Source organism: Sphingomonas sp. SFZ2018-12, assembly GCF_022496715.1.
Lineage (GTDB): Bacteria > Pseudomonadota > Alphaproteobacteria > Sphingomonadales > Sphingomonadaceae > Sphingomonas.
Window position 1 is genome coordinate 1 of the sequence record NZ_WTFM01000009.1, and the last position, 19466, is coordinate 19466.

22 protein-coding genes are annotated in these 19466 nt (G+C 66.0%); 11 read left to right on the top strand and 11 right to left on the bottom strand.

From position 1 onward, the window contains the following. Positions 1-43 precede the first annotated feature (43 nt). The 3 genes from GO308_RS18005 to GO308_RS18015 form a co-directional block, all read right to left on the bottom strand. Entirely contained in the window at positions 44-538 is a 495-nt protein-coding gene (locus tag GO308_RS18005; RefSeq protein ID WP_203311541.1) for a hypothetical protein, read from the bottom strand. 29 nt (positions 539-567) lie between these two features. Beyond that, positions 568-2163 (bottom strand): FAD-dependent monooxygenase, encoded by a 1596-nt coding sequence (locus GO308_RS18010; RefSeq protein ID WP_240886399.1) that lies wholly within the window; start codon positions 2161-2163, stop codon positions 568-570. An 81-nt stretch (positions 2164-2244) separates the two neighbouring features. Then, the gene (locus GO308_RS18015; protein WP_062623214.1) at positions 2245-2865 is read right to left on the bottom strand and encodes a TetR/AcrR family transcriptional regulator; all 621 of its coding nucleotides are present in this window, start codon (positions 2863-2865) and stop codon (positions 2245-2247) included. Between the two features lie 224 nt (positions 2866-3089). Between GO308_RS18015 and GO308_RS18020 the strand changes: the two genes are divergently transcribed. Next, positions 3090-3656, top strand: a complete 567-nt coding sequence (locus GO308_RS18020) for a recombinase family protein (protein ID WP_004212894.1) — start codon at positions 3090-3092, stop codon at positions 3654-3656. A 6-nt stretch (positions 3657-3662) separates the two neighbouring features. Here GO308_RS18020 and GO308_RS18025 read toward each other — a convergent pair whose 3' ends face one another. Beyond that, entirely contained in the window at positions 3663-3932 is a 270-nt protein-coding gene (locus GO308_RS18025) for a transposase (protein WP_240886400.1), read from the bottom strand. Next, entirely contained in the window at positions 3872-5035 is a 1164-nt protein-coding gene (locus tag GO308_RS18030; RefSeq protein ID WP_240886401.1) for a transposase, read from the bottom strand. Before GO308_RS18030 ends, GO308_RS18025 begins: the two co-directional genes overlap by 61 nt. Before the next feature lie 248 nt (positions 5036-5283). Between GO308_RS18030 and GO308_RS18035 the strand changes: the two genes are divergently transcribed. The 5 genes from GO308_RS18035 to GO308_RS18055 are packed head-to-tail and all read left to right on the top strand — an operon-like array spanning position 5284 to position 8538. Continuing rightward, positions 5284-5901 (top strand): recombinase family protein, encoded by a 618-nt coding sequence (locus tag GO308_RS18035; protein ID WP_018251367.1) that lies wholly within the window; start codon positions 5284-5286, stop codon positions 5899-5901. Further along, positions 5898-6539, top strand: coding sequence for a histidine phosphatase family protein (locus tag GO308_RS18040; protein ID WP_018251366.1), 642 nt, complete (start codon positions 5898-5900; stop codon positions 6537-6539). Before GO308_RS18035 ends, GO308_RS18040 begins: the two co-directional genes overlap by 4 nt. Before the next feature lie 44 nt (positions 6540-6583). Beyond that, positions 6584-7231 carry a ParA family protein gene (locus GO308_RS18045; protein WP_018251365.1) on the top strand — a complete coding sequence of 216 codons (648 nt, stop codon included), beginning with the start codon at positions 6584-6586 and terminating at the stop codon, positions 7229-7231. Positions 7232-7233: 2 nt separating this feature from the next. Continuing rightward, the gene (locus GO308_RS18050; RefSeq protein WP_126002747.1) at positions 7234-7530 is read left to right on the top strand and encodes a ribbon-helix-helix domain-containing protein; all 297 of its coding nucleotides are present in this window, start codon (positions 7234-7236) and stop codon (positions 7528-7530) included. A 54-nt stretch (positions 7531-7584) separates the two neighbouring features. Next, a complete protein-coding gene (locus GO308_RS18055; protein ID WP_018251363.1) occupies positions 7585-8538 on the top strand; it encodes a replication initiator protein A in 954 nt (317 codons plus the stop codon). A gap of 526 nt (positions 8539-9064) precedes the next feature. Here GO308_RS18055 and GO308_RS18060 read toward each other — a convergent pair. From GO308_RS18060 to traD, 4 genes are read right to left on the bottom strand one after another with little or no spacing between them, the layout of a single operon-like run. Next, complete coding sequence (locus GO308_RS18060) at positions 9065-10612, bottom strand: type IV secretory system conjugative DNA transfer family protein (protein WP_133497067.1); 1548 nt, start codon at positions 10610-10612, stop codon at positions 9065-9067. Continuing rightward, positions 10612-10896, bottom strand: coding sequence for a hypothetical protein (locus GO308_RS18065; RefSeq protein ID WP_018251386.1), 285 nt, complete (start codon positions 10894-10896; stop codon positions 10612-10614). Before GO308_RS18065 ends, GO308_RS18060 begins: the two co-directional genes overlap by 1 nt. Beyond that, entirely contained in the window at positions 10893-11120 is a 228-nt protein-coding gene (locus tag GO308_RS18070) for a conjugal transfer protein TraD (RefSeq protein ID WP_026189172.1), read from the bottom strand. Before GO308_RS18070 ends, GO308_RS18065 begins: the two co-directional genes overlap by 4 nt. A gap of 16 nt (positions 11121-11136) precedes the next feature. Beyond that, positions 11137-11463, bottom strand: coding sequence for a conjugal transfer protein TraD (gene traD, locus GO308_RS18075; RefSeq protein WP_081614895.1), 327 nt, complete (start codon positions 11461-11463; stop codon positions 11137-11139). A gap of 171 nt (positions 11464-11634) precedes the next feature. On the opposite strand from traD, the gene traA reads away from it, so the two are divergent. The 5 genes from traA to GO308_RS18100 are packed head-to-tail and all read left to right on the top strand — an operon-like array spanning position 11635 to position 17686. Next, positions 11635-14547 (top strand): Ti-type conjugative transfer relaxase TraA, encoded by a 2913-nt coding sequence (gene traA / locus GO308_RS18080; protein WP_026189171.1) that lies wholly within the window; start codon positions 11635-11637, stop codon positions 14545-14547. Positions 14548-14559: 12 nt separating this feature from the next. After that, the gene (locus tag GO308_RS18085; protein WP_018251383.1) at positions 14560-15258 is read left to right on the top strand and encodes a DUF6118 family protein; all 699 of its coding nucleotides are present in this window, start codon (positions 14560-14562) and stop codon (positions 15256-15258) included. A gap of 1 nt (position 15259) precedes the next feature. Further along, a complete protein-coding gene (gene vsr, locus GO308_RS18090) occupies positions 15260-15703 on the top strand; it encodes a DNA mismatch endonuclease Vsr (RefSeq protein ID WP_020493517.1) in 444 nt (147 codons plus the stop codon). Next, positions 15669-16856, top strand: a complete 1188-nt coding sequence (locus tag GO308_RS18095; protein ID WP_229668350.1) for a DNA cytosine methyltransferase — start codon at positions 15669-15671, stop codon at positions 16854-16856. The genes vsr and GO308_RS18095 overlap by 35 nt, the downstream gene beginning before the upstream one ends. Continuing rightward, complete coding sequence (locus GO308_RS18100) at positions 16853-17686, top strand: Eco29kI family restriction endonuclease (protein ID WP_018251380.1); 834 nt, start codon at positions 16853-16855, stop codon at positions 17684-17686. The genes GO308_RS18095 and GO308_RS18100 overlap by 4 nt, the downstream gene beginning before the upstream one ends. Before the next feature lie 285 nt (positions 17687-17971). Here the strand turns inward: GO308_RS18100 and GO308_RS18105 are convergent, their stop codons facing one another. Then, a complete protein-coding gene (locus GO308_RS18105) occupies positions 17972-18343 on the bottom strand; it encodes a Rap1a/Tai family immunity protein (RefSeq protein WP_126002749.1) in 372 nt (123 codons plus the stop codon). A gap of 221 nt (positions 18344-18564) precedes the next feature. Beyond that, on the bottom strand, positions 18565-19464 hold the full coding sequence (locus tag GO308_RS18110; protein WP_018251370.1) for a DUF1259 domain-containing protein: 900 nt from the start codon (positions 19462-19464) through the stop codon (positions 18565-18567). Between the last annotated feature and the right edge of the window lie 2 nt (positions 19465-19466).

Here is a 19466-nt window from a genome sequence, read left to right on the forward strand (position 1 = left end):
GGGGGGGGGAGCGAGGCGCGATTCTCGCGTGTCCGGAACCTCGTCAGGTTCTGCGATGAACGGGACACGGCGGTGGCGCGCCCGATGTGGCGGGCGCGGCGTCGGGGCCATGCGCGCCGATCCCGCCCGAGCGTTCGGTGGGCGCGGCCTGGTAGCACTCGGTCTTCTTGCGCTCGAGCGCGTAGTTGAGGTCGGTGTTCTCGAAGATCGGCCATTGCGCCGCGCCGTACATCACCGAAGCGGCGAAGAAGCCGTCGCTGGCGGTGACGTGGTGCCCTTGGCTGTCGGCGGCCATCGCCTGAAGCTCGTAGCGCCGGGCGAGGCGCGCGAACTCGCGGGTCATGTCGTCATAGCGCTTGATCTGGCCGGCGAGCCCCATCACGCCGCCGGCCCAATCGGAACTCATCGGCGCGGCGTAGTAGTGGAGGCGCGTCTGGTCGAACTCGGGACCGGCCAGCTCTACGATCTTGTCGATCAGCCAGCGCTGATCCTTGAAGCGTTGGACGCGCGCCTGGGTCGTGAACGGAACGGTGGGCATGGTGGAACTCCGTTGGCGGTCGGAAGAGGTCAGGCGGCGTGCAGCAGCTGGTGAAGCGCAGCCTGGCAGGCGGTCGTGTCGAGGCCGTCGCCTCGCCAGGCGACGAAGCCGTCCGGCCGCACGAGCAGCAGCGCCTGCGCGTCGTCGGCATGAAGGCCGTAGGCCGCGAACAGCTCGGCGCGCTCGACTCGCTCCACCCGCGGGTGCGCCGGCATGTCGAGCCGCGCGGCGATGCGGGGCGTTACGCCGGGCATCGCATCGAGCCCGGCCGCGAGCCGGTCGGCCGTCTCCGCATCGAGCCGCTTGCGCGACAAAGCGAGCGCGGTGAAACCGTAGCCCGCGATCAGATCAAACAGGTCTCGGCCCCGGCGTAGCGGCGCATCGGGCGCACGCTCGCCAGCCTGCGGACCGGCCTTGCCGTCCCTGGCCGCGCCGGGCTCGGCATAGCCGACGTCGATCTGCGACAGCGCGCGGAAGGCGAGCGTCTGCACCCGGTCGAGCTGCGAGGCGGGACCGATCACCAGCGGCGCGAGCGCATCGCGCAGCTTCGCGCGCCAGCCGGTCTGCGAGGCGCTGATGTCGAACATGCGGTCGGACAGTTCGAGGACGTGGTGCGCGACGGGCAGCCGCTCGGCCTCGTAGCTGTCGAGCAGCGCGTCGCCGGCATCGCCCTTCAGCACCGCCGCCAGCTTCCAGGCGAGGTTGGCCGCGTCCTGGAGCCCGGTGTTCATGCCCTGACCGCCGGCCGGCGAATGGATGTGCGCGGCATCGCCCGCGACGAACACGCGACCGACGCGGTAGCGGTCCACAACCCGGTGCTGCGACGAGAAGCGGGTCAGCCACACCGGATCGTGCAGCCGCACCGGCCGCACCGCCGCCTCCGCGAACCCGGCCTGGAGGTCGGCGAGGTCGAGATGCGACCAGGCCTGATCCTGCGTCGGCTGCGGGTCGAGGTCGGTGGTCATCACCCGCGCCGCGCCCTGCCCCTGGAACGGCACGTACAGCCCGAGCCGATCGCCGTTGAGGAAGACGCGGAAGCGCTTTTCCGGCAGGTCCCAGTCGACCTGCACGTCACCGAGCAGGAACGCCTGCGGGTATTTCGCCCCCTCGAATGACAGGCCGAGCTGGTGGCGGACCAAGCTGTGCGCGCCATCCGCGCCGAGCAGGTAGCGCGCCCGGAACGTCAGAGGCGAGCCGTCCGCCCCGGCCGCCTCCACGACGACCGCATCGCCGTCATCGCGGAAGCTCTTGGCCTCTACACTGCGGTCCACCACCAGGCCGGCATCGGTCAGCGCCTCGATCAGCACCGCTTCCGTCCCGGCCTGCGGGATCATGGTGATGAAGCGGTATGGCGTGTCGTCGGCATGGGCGTGATCGAAGTGGAAGCCCCCGGCGCGCTTGCCGCCGACGAAGATGTCAAAGTCGCTGTTGGGCACGCCGTGCGCGAACACCCGGTCCGCGAGCCCCAGCGAGGCGAACAGCTCGACCGAGCGCGACGACATGACGCCAGCCCGCGACTCGGCCGAAGGCTCAGCGCGCTTGTCGATCACCCGGACATCGACGCCGCAGCGGCGCAGTAGGTAGCTCGCCATCAGGCCGGTCGGCCCGGCGCCGATCACCAGCACGTCGCACGAGATCACGTCTGCCGTCACGATCAGCCCTTTCGAAGACGGCTGACCATATAACTGATCAATCAGTCAGTAAAGTTACATCCTTAGTGCCGGCGCGATCAAGGAGGCGTAATGGGCCGCGAACGCGGTGACCTGCTGCTCGTCGCGACCAAGCAGTTCCGGGTGAACGAATCCCAGCTCGAAGCCGAACGAGACGATTGCGTCGGCGGTCCGGTCCGGATCGGACGTGGCCGGCCACTCGCGGCGCAGCCGGTCCGCGACCGACGCAACGAGGGTGCGCCGCGGCGTCATGTCGGCGAAGCGGCGGGCGAACCCCGCATCCAGCAGCACCCGATCGAACAGGATGCGTAGGCGAGGCGCGAGCCGGCGCATGGCGCCGGTGATGAAGTCGAGGAGTTCGCGCACTTCCGCCTCGGCGCTGGACGCACGGGGCCGATCGAAGAAGCCGGTGTCGCGCATGGCAGCCTGCTCGTCCGCCCCGGCGCGCATCACCGCCATCAGCAGCCCTTCCTTGCCGCCGAAATAGTTCTGGATCAGCCCTTCCGAACAGCCCGCCCGCGCCGCGATGGCGCGGGTGGTCGTGGCCTTGAAGCCGTGGATGCTGAACTCCGCCTGCGCGGCATCCAGCAGGGCCGCCTCGCTCCTGGCGCGATCACGGCGACGGGGTTCCTTTGAAGGTGGTTGCTCCTCGTCCATACGCTAGGCTTACACGATCCCGCTTCCCCCGTCGAAAGCTCACAACCTTCTTACCTACCCACGGAACTCCGGCCGTACGTGGCTGCCTTCCCGCAAAGGAACCTCCAACGGGACGACTGTCACCGACACAAAATTCCGCCGTATCCCCGCCAAGGGCTTTCCCAAAATATGTTCCCGAAATATGAGTCTCGAAATTCGCTGTTTGAGATGGGATAACGGGACTCATGCTGGTTGGTTATGCGCGTGTCTCGACCTCCGATCAGGACCTGACGCTACAAACCGACGCGCTGACCAAGGCCGGCTGCGAAAAGCTGTTCACCGACAAGGTGAGCGGCGCGAAGCTGAACCGGCCCGGTCTGACCGAAGCTCTCAACTTCGTGCGGGCCGGTGACACGCTGGTGATATGGAAGCTCGATCGCCTTGGCCGATCGATCGGGGGCCTGATCGAACTGGCGGCAGACTTGTCCGCTCGCAAGATAGATTTCCGATCGCTGACGGACGGGTTCGACACGGCCACCCCATCAGGCCGGCTGCTGTTCCATATCCTCGCTTCCGTCGCGGAGATGGAGCGCGAACTGATAAAGGAACGGACGATTGCCGGTTTGGCAGCGGCACGGGCAAAGGGCGGCACGGGTGGAGGCCGCAAGTCGGTCATGACGCCCGACATGCTCGACACAGCCCGCAAGCTGCTCAAGGCCGGCGACAAACCGGCGAAGGTCGCAAAGCTGCTCCAGGTCGGCCGTTCCACCTTCTATCGCCACTTCCCTGCGGCCGAGCGCGAACCCGGCTAATCGGTCTCAGAAGATCGTCGCGTAGTAGGATTGCTCAAACCGGCCCCGGCTGATCCGGGCCATGTGGTCGATCCGTTCCGGCACCGGGGGCGGGGGCGGGCGGCGGGTCCGTGCCGGTCGTGCGTCAGGACGGGCCAATAGCACCAGATTGGCAATGGCCGCGCCCAACAAAAACTCTTCCTCGGCACCGCGCAGGCCGCGAAGGTGCAAACGGGTTAGCCCCCGCTTACCCTTGGCATCGGCAAACACCCGCTCGACGCTCCGACGCAGCCGCATCGCCGCTTGAATAGGGGCGTCTGCATTTCGCCGCGCACCAGCTCGCGCACGTCCTCGTGTTCGCTGTGCGTCACCGACCTGTTGCTGCCTGCGGTGCATTTCAGTTTGAGGTAACAGGCGCGGCAATCGGCGGGACTGGCGCTGTATCGGAGGAAGCCGGCCCGACGATCGGCACCGCGAAAGGGTAGTGTCTTCCCAGCGGGGCAGACATAGCGGTCCTGCTCCCGTTCATAGCGGAAGGCTTCGCGGGGGAATTTGCCCTTGGTCTGTTCGGATCGTTCCAGCACCGGGATATGCGGGATGGTGCCGCGATCGGTGACGAACGCCAGGAACGCGGCGCTACCATAGGCGGTATCGGCCGCGACACGCTTTGGCCGGTAGCCGAACCGATCGTCGGCCCGTGCCAGCATGGTCCGCCCCGCATCGACTTCCGCTGCGAAGCGGGCGGGACTGGCCTCCACATCGATCGCCACCCCTCCCGGCGTGTCGATCAGCACATTGAAGGCATAGCCGAACCGCCCCCGCGCCGTGCGCGCCGACCACGCCGACGCCGGATCGGTGCGTGACACCTCGGCCGGCTTGCCACGCGGTACGCCATAATCCTGCGGTGGAGCATTGGCCTGATCCGCCAGCCATTCACAAACCGGGCGGGGAAGCCGGGGCGCGGCCATGTCGGCGTCCCGCATCTTGCGCTGCCAGCTTGCATCAGCGGCGACGAACGACGCGTCAATTGCGGCATCCTTGTGGGCAATCAGCCCCGCGTTGGCGCAGCGCCGCACCGTCTGCTCGAACAGGATGCGAAAGATGCCGGCATCGCGGAAGCGGCCATGCCGGTTCTTGCTGAACGTTGAGTGGTGCGGCACGGGCGCATCGAGCGGCAATCGGCAGAACCAGCGGTAGGCGAGGTTGAAGCGGACTTCCTCGCACAGCCGGCGCTCCGACGTGATGCCATAGAGGCGAGCGATCATCGCCATGCGAACCAGCAATTCGGGCGCGATCGAGGGACGCCCACGGTGACTGTAGTGCGGGGCGAGCGCATCGCGCAGTTCGCCCAGGTCGATCAGCCCGTCTATCCTGCGTAGGATGTGATCGGCGGGGATCATCGCTCCCAGCGCCCGCCAACTTGCGGCCTTGCCGCCTCGCTGTTGCTCACCCATCATGGCCGCTGCTCCCGATGTGTCGAAGCAGGGAACCCGTCAGGAGCGCGATCGGATCACCCGGCCTTTTTCAACAGCCCCGGCCGTTTGATGCACACCATCGGCAGCAGCAGGAAAGCTGGCGTTTCGCGGCATTGAATTGTTCAATAACCCGTGCGAAAAACTGCGATCAGAAAACCCCTGTCGCAGGTTGAATGTTGAACATGGCTGCCACCCCCCTGCCCGGCCAGGCTGGCACACGTCGGATCGGATATGCGCGCGTGTCCACCGCCGACCAGGACCTCGCTCCGCAACTTGACGTGCTGCGCGCCAAGGGATGCGAGCCGATCTATTCGGAGCACGCATCCGGCAAGCACGCCGACCGGCCCGAGCTGGCGCAGGCGATGAAGGCCTTGCGTGCCGGCGACACGCTGGTGGTGTGGCGGCTCGACCGGCTTGGCCGATCGCTCCCGGACCTGATCGCGACAGTGAACGAGCTGGCAAGCCGCGGCATCGCGTTTGAGAGCGTCACCGAGGCGATCGACACGACCACGGCATCAGGCAAGTTGGTGTTCAATATCTTCGCCAGCCTCGCTGACTTCGAGCGCCACCTTATCGGCGAACGTACCCGTGCCGGTCTGGCGGCAGGGCGCGCCCGCGGACGCATGGGCGGGCGCCCCCCTGCCCTCACCTCCCGGCAGCTCCGCGAAGCCCGGTTGCTGTTGACCGACCCCGACGCGACCGTGACAGCCGTAGCCGAAAGGTACGGCGTGAGCCGCACGACGCTCTACAAGGGATTGCGGGAGCTGGCGGACAAGGAGGCGGCGGCATGAGGGCCGTATTCATCCGTCACGGGCAGAGCACCGGCAACGCCGGCGTGCCCTGCCATGACCTCGCATCCATCGAGCTGACCGAGCTGGGATGGCGTCAGGCGCGGGAGGTAGCGCGGGCTTGGACCGAGACGCCCAGCCTGATCGTGACCTCTCCCTATCTTCGCACCCGTCAGACGGCCGAGGCGACGATCCAGCGCTTTCCGGTCGTCCCGGTGGAGGTGTGGCCGATCGAGGAGTTTACCTATCTCCAGCCCTCCCAGTGGAACGGCACACGCAGCAGCGAGCGAATGCCCCATCTGGAGCGGTACTGGACCGACGCCGATCCCGCCTATTGCGACGGGGAGGGTGCGGAGAGCTTCGGGGCATTGCTTCGCCGTGCTGAAGCGGTGCTGGCACGGCTTGCCGCCCTGCCCTCCCCCGGCCTCGCCTATGTGTTCAGCCACGGGCAGTTCATCCAGGCGGTGCGTGCGGTCGTGACAGAAAGCACGCTGGACGATCGTGGCAAGATGCTGGGCTTCTGGCGAAAGGGTGAGCCGCCTGCGATCGGCAACGCGGAGCTGGTGCACTTCGCATTATCGGATGCAGGTTGGAGCCACGAACCACCGGGCGCGAGTCACAGCAGGGTTGTGCCATTCTGATATTGTGCATAACGTCACAGTATCAGAAATGAAGGTGTGCACACGTGCAGATTATCACACTTGCAGCGCAAAAGGGCGGAGTCGGTAAAACGACGCTGGCAGTAAATCTTGCGGTCGCCGCTCAGGCGGCCGGGATCAGGACGGCGCTGTTTGACCTTGATCCGCAGGAAAGCGCAACGGCGTGGAGCGAACGGCGTGAGGCCGAGCTGCCCCATGTGGAGCCGATCAGCGCGCGCCGGCTCGACCAAGCGATAGATGCTGCCGAAGCAAACGGGTTTGCTCTGACCATCATCGACACGCCACCGGCTGCCGGTGCGGAAGCCGCAGCCGCAGCCCAGCGCGCGGACCTCGTGGTGATCCCTTGCCGTCCCTCGCTTATCGACCTGGATGCGATCAAGCGGACTGCCCAACTCATCACCAGCACCGGGCGGGCAGGCGTTGTTGTGCTGAACGCCGCTCCCCCAACTGCGTCCACATTGCTGGACGACGCGCGGACACTTGCCGAAGCGACCGGCCTCCGGGTTGCGCGCACCGTTCTACGAGAGCGTAGCGCCTATCGTGCAGCTTGGCCCTACGGGTTGGGCGTCATCGAGCATGAGCCAAAAGGCAAGGCTGCCCAAGAGGTTGCAGCCTTGCAGAAGCACCTCCTTGATGATTTGATAAATTGCACACCTGCAAACGTGAAGGCTTGAACATGGCGAAGCGGACATCTCTGTTGGCCCCGGCAGTGGCGCCACAAACCCGTCGCGAGGCAGAGGCGGATAATTCGCCGATCGCAACTCCGGTGTCGTCGGCGAGCAGCGCCCGATCGAGCGGGAAGCGGCCAGGCAAATACCATCTCGGTGCCTATTTCGACCCGGCGGACCCCACGGCCGAGGCCTTCCGGGTCTTGGCGGCACGAACGAGGCGCAGCCATCAGGACCTTCTCGCCGAAGCGATCAGCGAACTGGTCGCCAAGTACGATGCTGATCGGCAATTTGGCCGTGCGTGATAGTGTGCACACCTGCACATCCCCAAGTGTGCAGGATGGCAGGATTGATGCTGCATGACCAAACGCCCGAACCCTAATCCTGAGTTCGACCTGTTTATCCCGCTGATGGGCGATCTTCCGCTGAAGGACCAGCGGGAGACGATGGAGCGGCCGTTCTTCTCGCTTCAGAAGCGCAAGCGGGTGAAGCCGATCGAATATAGCAGTCCGGATGGCGAAACGTGGGTGAAGATCGAGGCGATCCCGGCATATGGCATGGCGACGATATGGGACGCCGATATTCTCATATGGGCAGCCTCGACACTCAACCGGATGCGGGAGCAGGGGGTCAACGATCTTCCGCGGACGCTTAGAACCACGTCCTATGACCTGCTAAGGGCGATCAAGCGCGACACTAGCGGCCGGGCCTATCAGGAGTTGCAAGCCGCGCTCCAGCGGCTTCAGACGACCTCCATATCGACGTCTATCCGTGCGCCGAAGCGGCGCACCAAGGCCGGCTTCAATTGGCTCGACAAGTGGACGCTGGAGGTGGACCCCGACACGGATCAGCCCCGGGGCATGACAATCACCCTATCGGACTGGGTCTATGAGGGCATCATGGGAGAGCGGTCGCTGCTCACCATGCACCAGGACTATTTCCTGCTGACTGGCGGGCTAGAGCGCGCCTTGTACCGCATCGCACGCAAACATGCCGGCAACCAAAAGGGTGGGTGGACGTGCCGGGTGGAGGTGCTGCGCGACAAAACCGGCAGCGACAGCAAGCCCAAGGAGTTCAACAGGATGCTTCGCAAAGTCGTGGAGGCCGACCAGCTTCCCGATTACACTATGGAGATGGCAGCCACGGCAGACGGCAGCCCTGCCGTGTTGTTCCGCCTACGCGGCGAAGCCGAGGCACTGGCGCTGGCCGCTAGGTTGGAGGCCGAGCAAGAGCGGCGGAGCCGAGTCGAAGCCGATCGACGCCGCGCGGCCGAGGTGGACGATCTTATGGACAAGCTCGCTCGCGGGCGCTGACTATCGTGGTTTCACACACCGGGGTGCCACGAGGAAACTCATAGGCGCTCCAAGCTGGCGCTCCACACATAGTCAGGCAGCCGTATTCACAGTCTAGATCGAACTTAAATTGTCGTGGGATCACACACCGAAGCGTCGTGGGATCACACACCCTACTATCGTGGGATCACACACCGAATCACGTGGGATCACACACCGGGGGTTCCCGGAAGGCCGCAGGAAACGTGGGTTTTTTGGCCCATTTTCCAGCCTTAACCTTCTTAACGATTCCTATTTAACAGAATCTCTTAACCCACCAGCACTCCGCACCCGGATAGCTCGAAGACATTGCGGAATTGACCCTACGGGCCAATGCGCCTTTGTTTCGTGCCGGCTATCGCCGTCACAAGGGCGGCCTATCGGCCGCAGGCTTCCAGGAGAAGCAAAGCGGATCGGGCGGTGTGTGCCTGTCAGCGTTAGGCCCGGCGGACAGGGCAGGTCAGGCGATATCCCAAAGCTCACCGTTGCACCTTGCCGGTGTGTACGATCACGCCGGATCGAACAGGCGGGCGAACTCGCGCTGATCGTAATAGCGGATTTTCTTCGCCCAGAGCGGGCGTTCGCCCTGCCGCAGCAGCAGAAGGGTGTCGGCGGGCATCCGCATGATTTCGTCCGGTGTCACCAGCCTGCGCGCGGCGACGTGGCCGCTGACGCTGGTGGAATGGTCCGGGCTGTCGAACCAGCTCGTTTTCTGTGACGTGCTGGCGGTCTCATATTCGATCGTGGTGTCGCCGATCGTGCGCGAGAGCATGTCGGCCGTCGCATGATCGTTGACCCCGAATGTCTGGACCACGCCGGCATTGGACAGGAAGGTGCCGGCGCGTTCGCCATAGAGCGCGCGGAGCTGGTGCATGTCCTGAAGGATCGGCCAGAGCTGGAGGCCATAACCCGCCATCAGCCCCATCGCACGTTCCACCGGCTCCAGTCGGCCGAGGGCTGCGAACTCATCGAGCAGGAACAGCACCGGGCTTGCCGGGCGGGCAGGGGATCGCGCCATGTCGGTGACGGCCTGCCCGACCAGCAGCCGCAGCCAGCGCGCATAGGTGTCGAGCCGATCGGGCGGGAGGCACAGGAACACGGTACCCGGCCGCTCCTTCAGGTCCGCGAACCGGAAGTCGGATGCCGAGGTGCTGTCCACCAGGCGCGGGCTGTCCATGAAGTGGGTGTGGCGCTGCGCCGAGGAGAGCACGCCCGCAGCCTCCCGGTTCGACTTGCCGAGCTGGCGATTGGCGGCGCGCGCGATGAGGCCGCCGGCGCTGGTGCTGGCCTGCATGTCGGCGAGCAGCGTGGCGAAGCCGGCGGGATCGCGGGTGAGCTTGTCGCGCACGGTCGCCAGCGTGACGCGGGCAGGGGGCTCGTGGACGACGGTGTGCAGGATCACGCCGGCGATCAGCGCCTTGGCTTCCTCGTTCCAGTGTGCCTCGCCCGATTGCCCCGGTGCGTCATGGACCAGCGCATCGGCGATCGTCTGTGCATCCTCCGCCAAGTCGGGGCTGGTCGGATCAAGCCACGCCAGAGGGTTGTAGCGGGCCGTGGGGCGCCCCGAGACGCCGAAGGGGTCCAGGCACCACACATCGCCCTTGGCGGCCCTCGCACGGGCTGTGACGCGGGCATTCTCGCCCTTGGGGTCGATGCAGACCACCGAGCGGTCCAGCGTGAGCAGGTTGGGGATGATCGTGCCGACGCCTTTCCCTGAGCGGGTAGGGGCCATCGTCAGCAGATGGGCGGGTCCGTCGTAGCGCAGCAGCTTGCCGCCTTCGATGGAGCGGCCGATCAGAAGATCCCCGTTTCCCTCAAGCCGGCGCACGTCTCCCCGATCGCCGAAGCGGGCCGAGCCGAGCAGCGAGCTGCGCCGGTTCGCGGCGCGGCGATTGACGCGCCAGGCCAGGAACAGGATCGCGCCGGCCAGCAGGAACGGAATGTCGGTGGCAATCTCGCCATAACCGAAGATGCCCTTGAGCCAGCTATGGCTGGCGAACAGCACGACCGCGGCGACGAGCACCGCGAACAGCGGGCTGATCCGCCGGCCGGGCATCAGCCGGCCCGTTCCAGCGGCGTGATCGCCAGCCCCGGATCGGCGTTGGGATGATCGTAGAGCTTGAGGATGATTTGCGTGGCGAGGGGAGGGGGCACGGCCTCGTCGCGAAGCATGTCGAACAGCGCCTCATCCTCCGCGTTCAGGTCCATGCCCTCGATGGCGAGATTGGCGCGGGAGTCCGCGTCATCCTCGCGCCACATCGCGGCTTCCGCAGGCGTGCCGCGTACATAGTCGAGCGCGCGAACTTCCGTCCGGAGAGCGTCAAGGTCGAGCGTCGTCATGCCACCGTCTCCTTGCCTTCCGCTTCCGCGTCAAAGGCCCGCTTGCCGCGTCGCTTCCAGAGCGCCACCATATCGCTGGCATCATCGCCGCGAGCGCGTCCGACCAGTTCGAGCAGCGCACCGTAAATGGTCGCGCGATCGTCATCAGCAAGATCGACCAGACCGGCCTTTTGGACGAGGCCGCCCAGCTCGATCAGGTGGCGGGTGCGTTCGCGCCGTTGCACGACCCAGCCCCGCGTATCAGTCCGACGCCGTGTCGCTTCCAGACGCTGGATCAGCGCCTGGTTGCGTGCCAGCGCTGTCACGGTTGCCGCCAGCAGTTCGCCCACCTTTGCGCCCGCGCCGCTGAAAGAAAGCCGCGCCCTTCGATCGCCACGCCTCCTTCGCTTCCGCGTTCTGTGAGGCGACGGCATCGAGTAGCACGCCGGCGAGTGTTTCCATGTCGAGTGAATCGGCACCCGTGGCGGTGACGAGCTGGCCGAGTTGTTCGACCCGGCGCGCCTTCAGACTACGCGCCTTGTCCTCCAGCGCTTTCAGCTCCGCGTTATAGTCCCGCACCTTGCGCATGGTGCTTCCTTTCTCCGCGTTTTTGACCGCAGCAGCCTAGCAAACCTATAGGGGAGGGCAACCCACATCAACAGCCAGCACCGAGTCAATCAGGAGATGCGAAGCAGATCATGAGTGCGCGCTTATACGTCGTTGCCGACGTGCGCTAAGAAGTGCATCATGCCGGTCGCGATGGCGATCTATCATTTCAGCGCCAAGGTCATCAGCCGTGCGAACGGCTCCAGCGCCGTTGCGTCCGCTGCCTATCGCTCCGCATCCGAGCTGCACGATGCGCGGCTTGGACGCAGCCACGACTTCTCCAACAAGGCGGGCGTCATCCACTCCGAAGTGCTGCTGCCGAAGGACGCACCGGAGCGCCTGTTGGATCGGACGACGCTGTGGAACGAGGTGGAGGCAGGAGAGAAGCGCAAGGACGCGCAACTGGCGCGTGAGGTAGAGTTTTCGATCCCGCGCGAGATGAACGAGAAGCAGGGCGTGCAGCTCGCTCGTGACTTCGTGGAGAAGGAGTTCGTGAAGCGCGGGATGGTCGCCGACCTCAACGTGCATTGGGACAAGGCCAAGGATGGCAGCCCGAAGCCGCACGCGCATGTCATGCTGGCGATGCGCGAAGTTGGGCAGGAGGGGTTCGGCAAGAAGGTCCGGGACTGGAACTCGACCGAGCTGTTGAAGGGCTGGCGCGAAGCGTGGGCGGCGCATGTCAACGAGCGCATGGCGGAGCTGGGGCTGGAGGGGCGGATCGACCACCGTTCCTATGAAGACCAGGGCATTGCGCTGGAGCCGCAGCACAAGATCGGCCCGGCAGGAATGCGCCGGCTCGACCGCGGCGAGGACGCCGAGCGTGCCGAGGATCACCGGCGCATCGCGCGGGAGAATGGCGAGAAGATCGCGGCCGACCCGCGCATCGCGCTCGACGGCATCACACGGCAACAGGCGACCTTCACCACCCGCGATCTTGCTGCGTTCGCCTTCCGTCATTCGGATGGCAAGGAGCAGTTCGACCAGGTGATGGCGGCGGTGCGGGCCAGTCCCGAGCTGGTGGCATTGGGCAAAGACGGGCGCGACCAGGAGCGGTTCACGTCCCGCGAGATGATTGCGACCGAGGCGCGTCTGGAGAAAGCCGGCGACGAGCTGGCGCGGCGCGACGCGCATGGTGTGTCCGACCGGCACCGTGCCGGCGCTCTGGAGGCTGCGGAAGGACGCGGGCTGGTCCTGTCGGGCGAGCAGCGCGATGCCTTCGACCATATCACCGAGGGCCGCGGGCTGGCGTCGGTCATCGGCTATGCCGGCACGGGCAAGTCGGCGATGCTGGGCGTTGCGCGCGAGGCTTGGGAGCGCGAGGGCTATCAGGTGCGCGGCGCCGCCCTGTCCGGGATCGCGGCCGAGAATCTGGAGGGCGGATCAGGTATCCGGTCCCGCACCATCGCCAGCCTTGAACATGGTTGGGCACAGGGCCGCGACCAGCTCACGCGCAACGACGTGCTGGTGCTGGACGAGGCGGGCATGATCGGCACCCGCCAGATGGAGCGGGTGCTGTCCCGTGCCCGCGACGCGGGCGCCAAGGTGGTGCTGGTGGGCGATCCCGAGCAGTTGCAGGCGATCGAAGCCGGCGCGGCGTTCCGGTCGATCGCCGAAGCGCACGGCGCGGCCGAAATCACCGAGGTTCGCCGACAGCGTGAAGGCTGGCAGAAGGACGCGACGCGGGCACTGGCGACCGGCCGCACGGGCGAGGCGATCCACGCCTATGGCGACTGCGGCATGGTCCACGCGGCCGATACGCGCGAGCAGGCCCGCGCCGAGCTGGTGGAAGGCTGGGATCGCCAGCGCCAGGCTGATCCCGACCAGACGCGCATCATCCTCACCCACACCAATGCCGAGGTGCGCGAGCTGAACCAGGAGGCGCGCGGACGGGTGCGCGCGTCGGGCGGGCTGGGCGAGGACGTTGGCGTCACCGTCGATCGGGGCGCGCGCGACTTCGCGGCCGGCGACCGCATCATGTTCCTGCGCAACGAGCGCTCGCTTGGCGTGAAGAACGGCACGCTGGGCACGTTGGAGCGGATCGATGGCGGGCACATGGCGGTACGGCTCGACGGGGGTGGGCACGCTGCGTTCGACCTCAAGGACTACGCCGCGGTCGATCACGGCTATGCCGCTACCTTCCACAAGTCGCAGGGCGTGACTGTCGATCGCGCGCACCTCCTCGCGACGCCGGGCATGGACCGGCACAGCGCCTATGTCGGCATGTCGCGGCACCGTGACGGGGTGCAGCTCCACTATGGCCGTGACGACTTCGCCGACTTGGCGAAGCTTGCCCGCACGCTGTCACGCGACCGCGCCAAGGACATGGCCGGCGACTATGCCGTGCCGTCCGATGAGGACAGGGCGCGCAGCTTCGCCGAGCGGCGGGAGATACGCTGGCCCGAGCGGGCGCGGGAAATCGTCCATCAGGTCCGCGACAAGGCCAAGGATATGTTCGCGGGTTTTCGGCCCAAGCCTGCCGCCACGCCGGAGAAGGCACCTACCCCGGATCGCACCGAGGCGGCGATCGGCGGCAAGCCGGACCAGGCCAGGGCAATTGAACGCTATGCGCGGGCGTCTGCCGATATAGGCCGGATGCGCGCGCAGGATCTGCCGGTGCTGCCGCATCAGGAGAGCGCGTTGCGCCGCGCCGGCGAGGCGCTGGATCAGGTGCGGCCTGATGGCGCGCGCGATCTCGCTTCCGCGTTCCGTCGCGATCCCGGGCTGATCGGGCAGGCGGCCGGGGGCAACACAGGCGGTGCGGTGCGCGCGATGGCCGAGGAGCGCCGGGTGCGGCTCGACCCCGGCGCGCGCGCTGACCGGTTCGTGGAGAGCTGGCGTGGGCTGGCGCGCGAGCGGGCAGGCGGCGACCAGGCGCGGGTGGAAAAGGCTACCACGCGCATGGGTGTGATGGCCGAGGGGCTACGCCGCGACCCCGAGCTGGCGAAGGCGCTGGAGCGCCGTGCGCCCGAGCTGGAGCTAAAACTGGAGCGCGGCCGAAGCATCGAGAGATCGCTGGAGCAGTCGATCGGGATCGGCCGCGAGCGCGACAGGGGCATGAGCCGATAAGGGGAAGACGTGATGGCGGATGAGGAAGGGCCGAGTGAAGCCGCGCAGGCGTTCCAGGAGCTGCGCGCCGAGGTGACGCTGATGCGCCGTGCCGTCGAGCGTCTGACGGCCGAGCGCATGGAGGTGCCCGAGCCGCCCGACTATTCCGAGACGCTGGGCGTCATCGCTAACAATATCACCGCCACCGCGCAGCGCGTCGATATGCTGGTCAAAAGCCCTATGCTGGCGATGACGCCCGAACAGTTGGCGGGACGGATCACCGCAGCGGCGAGCACGGCGCGCCAGGAAGACCGGCAGACGATCGCCACGGCGCGCACCGGCCTGGAGGACGTGACCCGCCAGCTTCACGGCTACGTCGTATCAGCGCGCCGGGGCGACGAGCAGAACCGCTGGCTGATGTGGAGCGCGATCGGCGGTGTGGTGGTCGGGATGATGTTGTGGGCGGTGTTCGCCGGCATCGTTGCCCGCGCCGTGCCCGCGAGCTGGCAATGGCCGGAGAAGATGGCGGCGCGCTCGCTCGACCTGCCGATGTGGGAAGGCGGCCAGCACCTCATGCGCGCCAGCGCGCCGGACGCTTTCGCCAACATCGCGGCAGGCGATCGGATCGTCACCGCTAACCGGCAGGCGCTGGAGGCGTGCCGGAAGCGCGCGGATAAGGCGCGAGAGGCGGTGCGCTGCACGATCAAGATCGAGCCCGAGGCGAGGCGTTAGGGTGGCGGACACTCTCACCCCGGCAGGCCGCTCCGAGCGCATGAGCCGCATTCGGGGCAAGAACAGCAAGCCCGAGATGCTGGTGCGCCGCATCGTGCATGGCATGGGCTACCGCTATCGGCTTCACGACAAGCGTCTACCCGGTAGCCCCGACCTTGTGTTTCGCGGCCGGAAGAAAGTCATCTTTGTCCACGGATGTTTCTGGCATCGTCATCCCGATCCGAATTGCAAACTGGCGCGAATGCCAAAATCCCGGCAGGATTTCTGGGGACCGAAGCTGGAGGGCAACCGCGATCGAGACGAGCGCAATCGTGCGATGCTGGACCGAAAGGGCTGGCGGGAGCTGGTTGTTTGGGAATGCGAATGCGGGCAAACGGAACACTTGAAGAACAAAATACGTGGATTTCTCGATGACGACCAAGGAAACGCCCATGCGGGCCATTGAGCTATTCGCCGGCGCCGGCGGGCTGGGCATGGGGATCAGCAAGGCGGGATTCCGTCCCATGCAGGTGGTCGAATGGGATCGCTGGTGCTGCGATACGATTCGAGAGAACCGCAAGGTAAAGGCGGGTGGTATTAGCCATTGGCCGTTGCCGACCGAGGGTGACATTCGAGCCGTCGATTTTCGACAGCACGAAGGCAAGATCGACCTTGTGACGGGTGGACCACCTTGCCAGCCATTCTCCCTTGGCGGGAAGCATCGAGCACATGCCGACGCGCGCGACATGTGGCCGGAAGCTGTCCGGGTTGTGCGCGAGACGCGCCCGCGCGCGTTCGTGTTTGAGAACGTGAAGGGGCTGACCAGGGCGAGCTTCGCCACCTACCTTGCTCATATCGTCCACCAGCTCACCTATCCCGAACTCACGTTGCGGCCGGGCGAGACGTGGATGGAGCACATGGCGCGCCTAGAGCGTCACCACACCGCCAAGGGCGGTTCGGACGAGCTGCGTTACAACGTCGTGTATCGGGTGCTCAACGCAGCCAATCACGGGGTGCCACAACGGCGTGAGCGTGTCGTGTTCGTCGGCTTCCGCGCGGACCTTGGCATTGAATGGTCCTTCCCGGAGGCAACCCACTCGCTCGAAGCGTTGCTATGGGAGCAGGTACGAACGGGTGACTATTGGGAGCGGCACGAGATCGCCAAGCGCGACCGGGTGCTTGATCCACGCTTCCGCGCCCGCGGCATGGCGCTGTTGGAGAAGCCGGCGGACAAGCCGTGGCTGACCGTGCGGGACGCGATTGGAGACCTTCCTGATCCGGAGCTTCAGCCGGAACTCGCGGCTGCCTGCCTCAACCATCGATTCCAAGGTGGCGCCCGCAGCTATGTGGGCCACACTGGCAGTCCGCTTGATGAACCAGCCAAGACGCTCAAGGCGGGCGTCCACGGTGTCCCGGGGGGCGAGAACATGCTGCGTCGCGCCGATGGAAGCGTGCGCTATTTCAGCGTCCGAGAGAGCGCCCGGCTACAGACCTTCCCTGACAAGTACCGCTTTCATGGCTCATGGACCGAGTCCATGCGCCAGCTCGGCAACGCCGTCCCGGTGAAGCTCGCGCAGGCCGTTGGAGAGAACGTGGCGAGGCATTTGACCGCCGCATGAGCCGTAAACCCACACCCGCGCCGTCGCCGATCGCCGAACTGCGCGCGAATCTCGACCAGCTCATCGAACAGACGACCTCGACCACCCTGTCGGCGCCGCGGCGACGGACGCTTGAGAAGGAAATCCGGGGTGTCATCGAGGAGCTAGGCTCTTTTCTGAACACGCTGGACCCGATCCGGCAGCCTTCGGCGGTGTTTGATCCCAGCAATCCCAAGGTGGTGGGGCGGTTCGTCTCGCTCGCGCTGGTCGCGCAGCAGCGTCACCCGTTGGCCGAGATACCGCGCTTCTATGGCTCCGGCATCTACGCCATCTACTACAACGGCCCATTTCCGCTGTATGCGCCCATCAGCGGAAGCGAGACGCCAATCTACGTCGGCCAGGCCGCGCCCGCGATCAACAATGCCCGTACCCCGCTGGAGCAGGGGCCGCGGCTTTGTGGGCGTCTTTCAGACCACCGTAAGAACATCGGTACGGCCATCACCACGCTCGACCTTGCCGACTTTCAGTTCCGATCGCTGGTCGTTCAGAGCGGCTGGGAAACGGCGGCCGAGGATTACATGATCCATCTGTTCCGGCCGATTTGGAACAGCGAGACGAGCATACTCTATGGCTTGGGCAAGCATGGAGATGACGCGACCACCCGAGCCAATAAGCGCTCGCCGTGGGACACGCTCCATCCCGGCCGGAAATGGGCGGAAAAGTCCAAGGAAGATGCCAAATCGCCGGCAACGATCGAGACGGAGCTAAGCCGGCATTTTGAGGAGCACCCGGTATTTCCGGACCTTGAGCATGTGCTGACCAGCTTTTTGGACGAACTGCGTCAGGTGTAATCAACAGAACCCAATTGGGGGAGATCGAAGGGGCGATCACAACAATGAGCGAAGCACAGGCACTCGCGAACATCGTCACTTGGTCGGAGGATAGTCCTGGCTGGCAGCGTGACGCGCTTCGTCGGTTAGCTACAGGACATAGCCTCGCCGACCATGATGTCGATGAGTTGGTTGCCATCTGCAAGGGCCAGGTAGCGGCCGACCCCGTGTCTGCTGACAACTTCCGTGATCCCGCCCGCATTCAAGGCCAAGTCAATCTCCGCCGCGTCCATGGCGTGAACCACGTTAATGCGCTGGCGCCCGATCAGCGGTTGGCCTTTCAGCCGCATGCCCCGGACACGGCCAAGCCGAACTCAAGGCCTGTTCGGCCCCCGCGACCATGTGGACACTCTGAAAATAGCTGTCCCGTTCCGCCCAGCGCAGATAGGCCGCACGCAAGGCCGCACGATCATCGCGCGGCGCGCCGCACTCGGCCTTTCGCGCGACGATCATCATGTCCAGCACGCCTTGGAGATATGCTCCACACCTCTGCTCCGCGGCGCGGCAGCTCGCGAGAAGCGCGGCACCTTGCATGTCCGACTGTTTGGTTTGCGCCAGCGCCGGAGCATGAGGAGCGACCGCCCCCATCAGCGCCAAGATCATGGTTGCACGTTTCACCGTTTTCGTCCTTTCCGAACCCGGCTGGGCCGGGTGAAGGGGCGCGTCCGAGCTTAAGGTGCTGACACGCCTCAATCGCATTTTCATTCCTCGCTACCGAGCACCTGGCCTTCGGGCGTCACGAACAGCTCGACTGTCTTGCCAGCGCTGTTCCAGTTGCCCATCGGGCCGTGGTCGGGGTCGGGCGGCGATGACGGCCCGAAAAGCCGATCGCCTGATCGTCAGCTTCGTTGCAGGTTCATTTTGTCAAGGGCAGCGCGCAGGCCGCGGGCGAGCTTGGCTGCATCCTGGTTCGCCCAAAAGTGCATGAAGAACAGGCGCGGCTCGTCGTTCAGCATGTGATTGTGCAGTGCCGTAACTTCGATCCCGCTGGCGCGCAGCGCGCGCATGACCGGATCGACCTCGCTCGCTACCAGCACGAAATCGCCGGTGATCGCGGCCTTGCCGCCCCCGGTCGGCTGGAAGTTGATCGCGGTCGCGGTTCCCATCGTGGGCGGCGTGACCATACCGGCATCCATCAACCTTTCCGCGCGCGGGAAGCTGTATTGGAGGACGCCGCCATTCGGCTTGCCCTTGGCCCCCATCACGCCGTCAAGTGCGGCCGTGTTGAGATCGACGGGCGGCGAGCTGCCGGCCCCGGCTGAGGGCGGTTGCGAGTCCCTGGACGGCGCGGCGAGCGGGGTGCGGCTTTCCGCCAGCGCGGCGCGCAACGCGGTCGCGAGCTTCACCGGGTCGCCATGCCCGGCGATGTGCAGGTACATGGTGGCGGGCGCGGAGCGCAGCAGGTGATTGTGGAGCGCGGTGATCGTGAAGCCGCCGGCCAAGAGGCGGCTTATCACCGGGTTCACCTCCTCGTGCGTCAGCACCAGGTCGCCCATCACCATAGTGTCGTCACCCATCGGCTGGAACGCCGCCCAGGAGCCGAGCGCCAGTGCTGGCTTGATCGCCACGCCGTCGAGAGTGACGTGCAGGTCGGAGCGCGGGAAGCCGTAGCGATGGACACCGCCCGCCTGTTCGGTGCCCGGTCGGCCGAGCGCAGCATCGACCTTGTTCCAGTCGGGCGCGGCCCAGGCCGGGGCGGCGAGCGCGGCGAGAACGCCGGCCAGAAGGGGTTTCATCATCC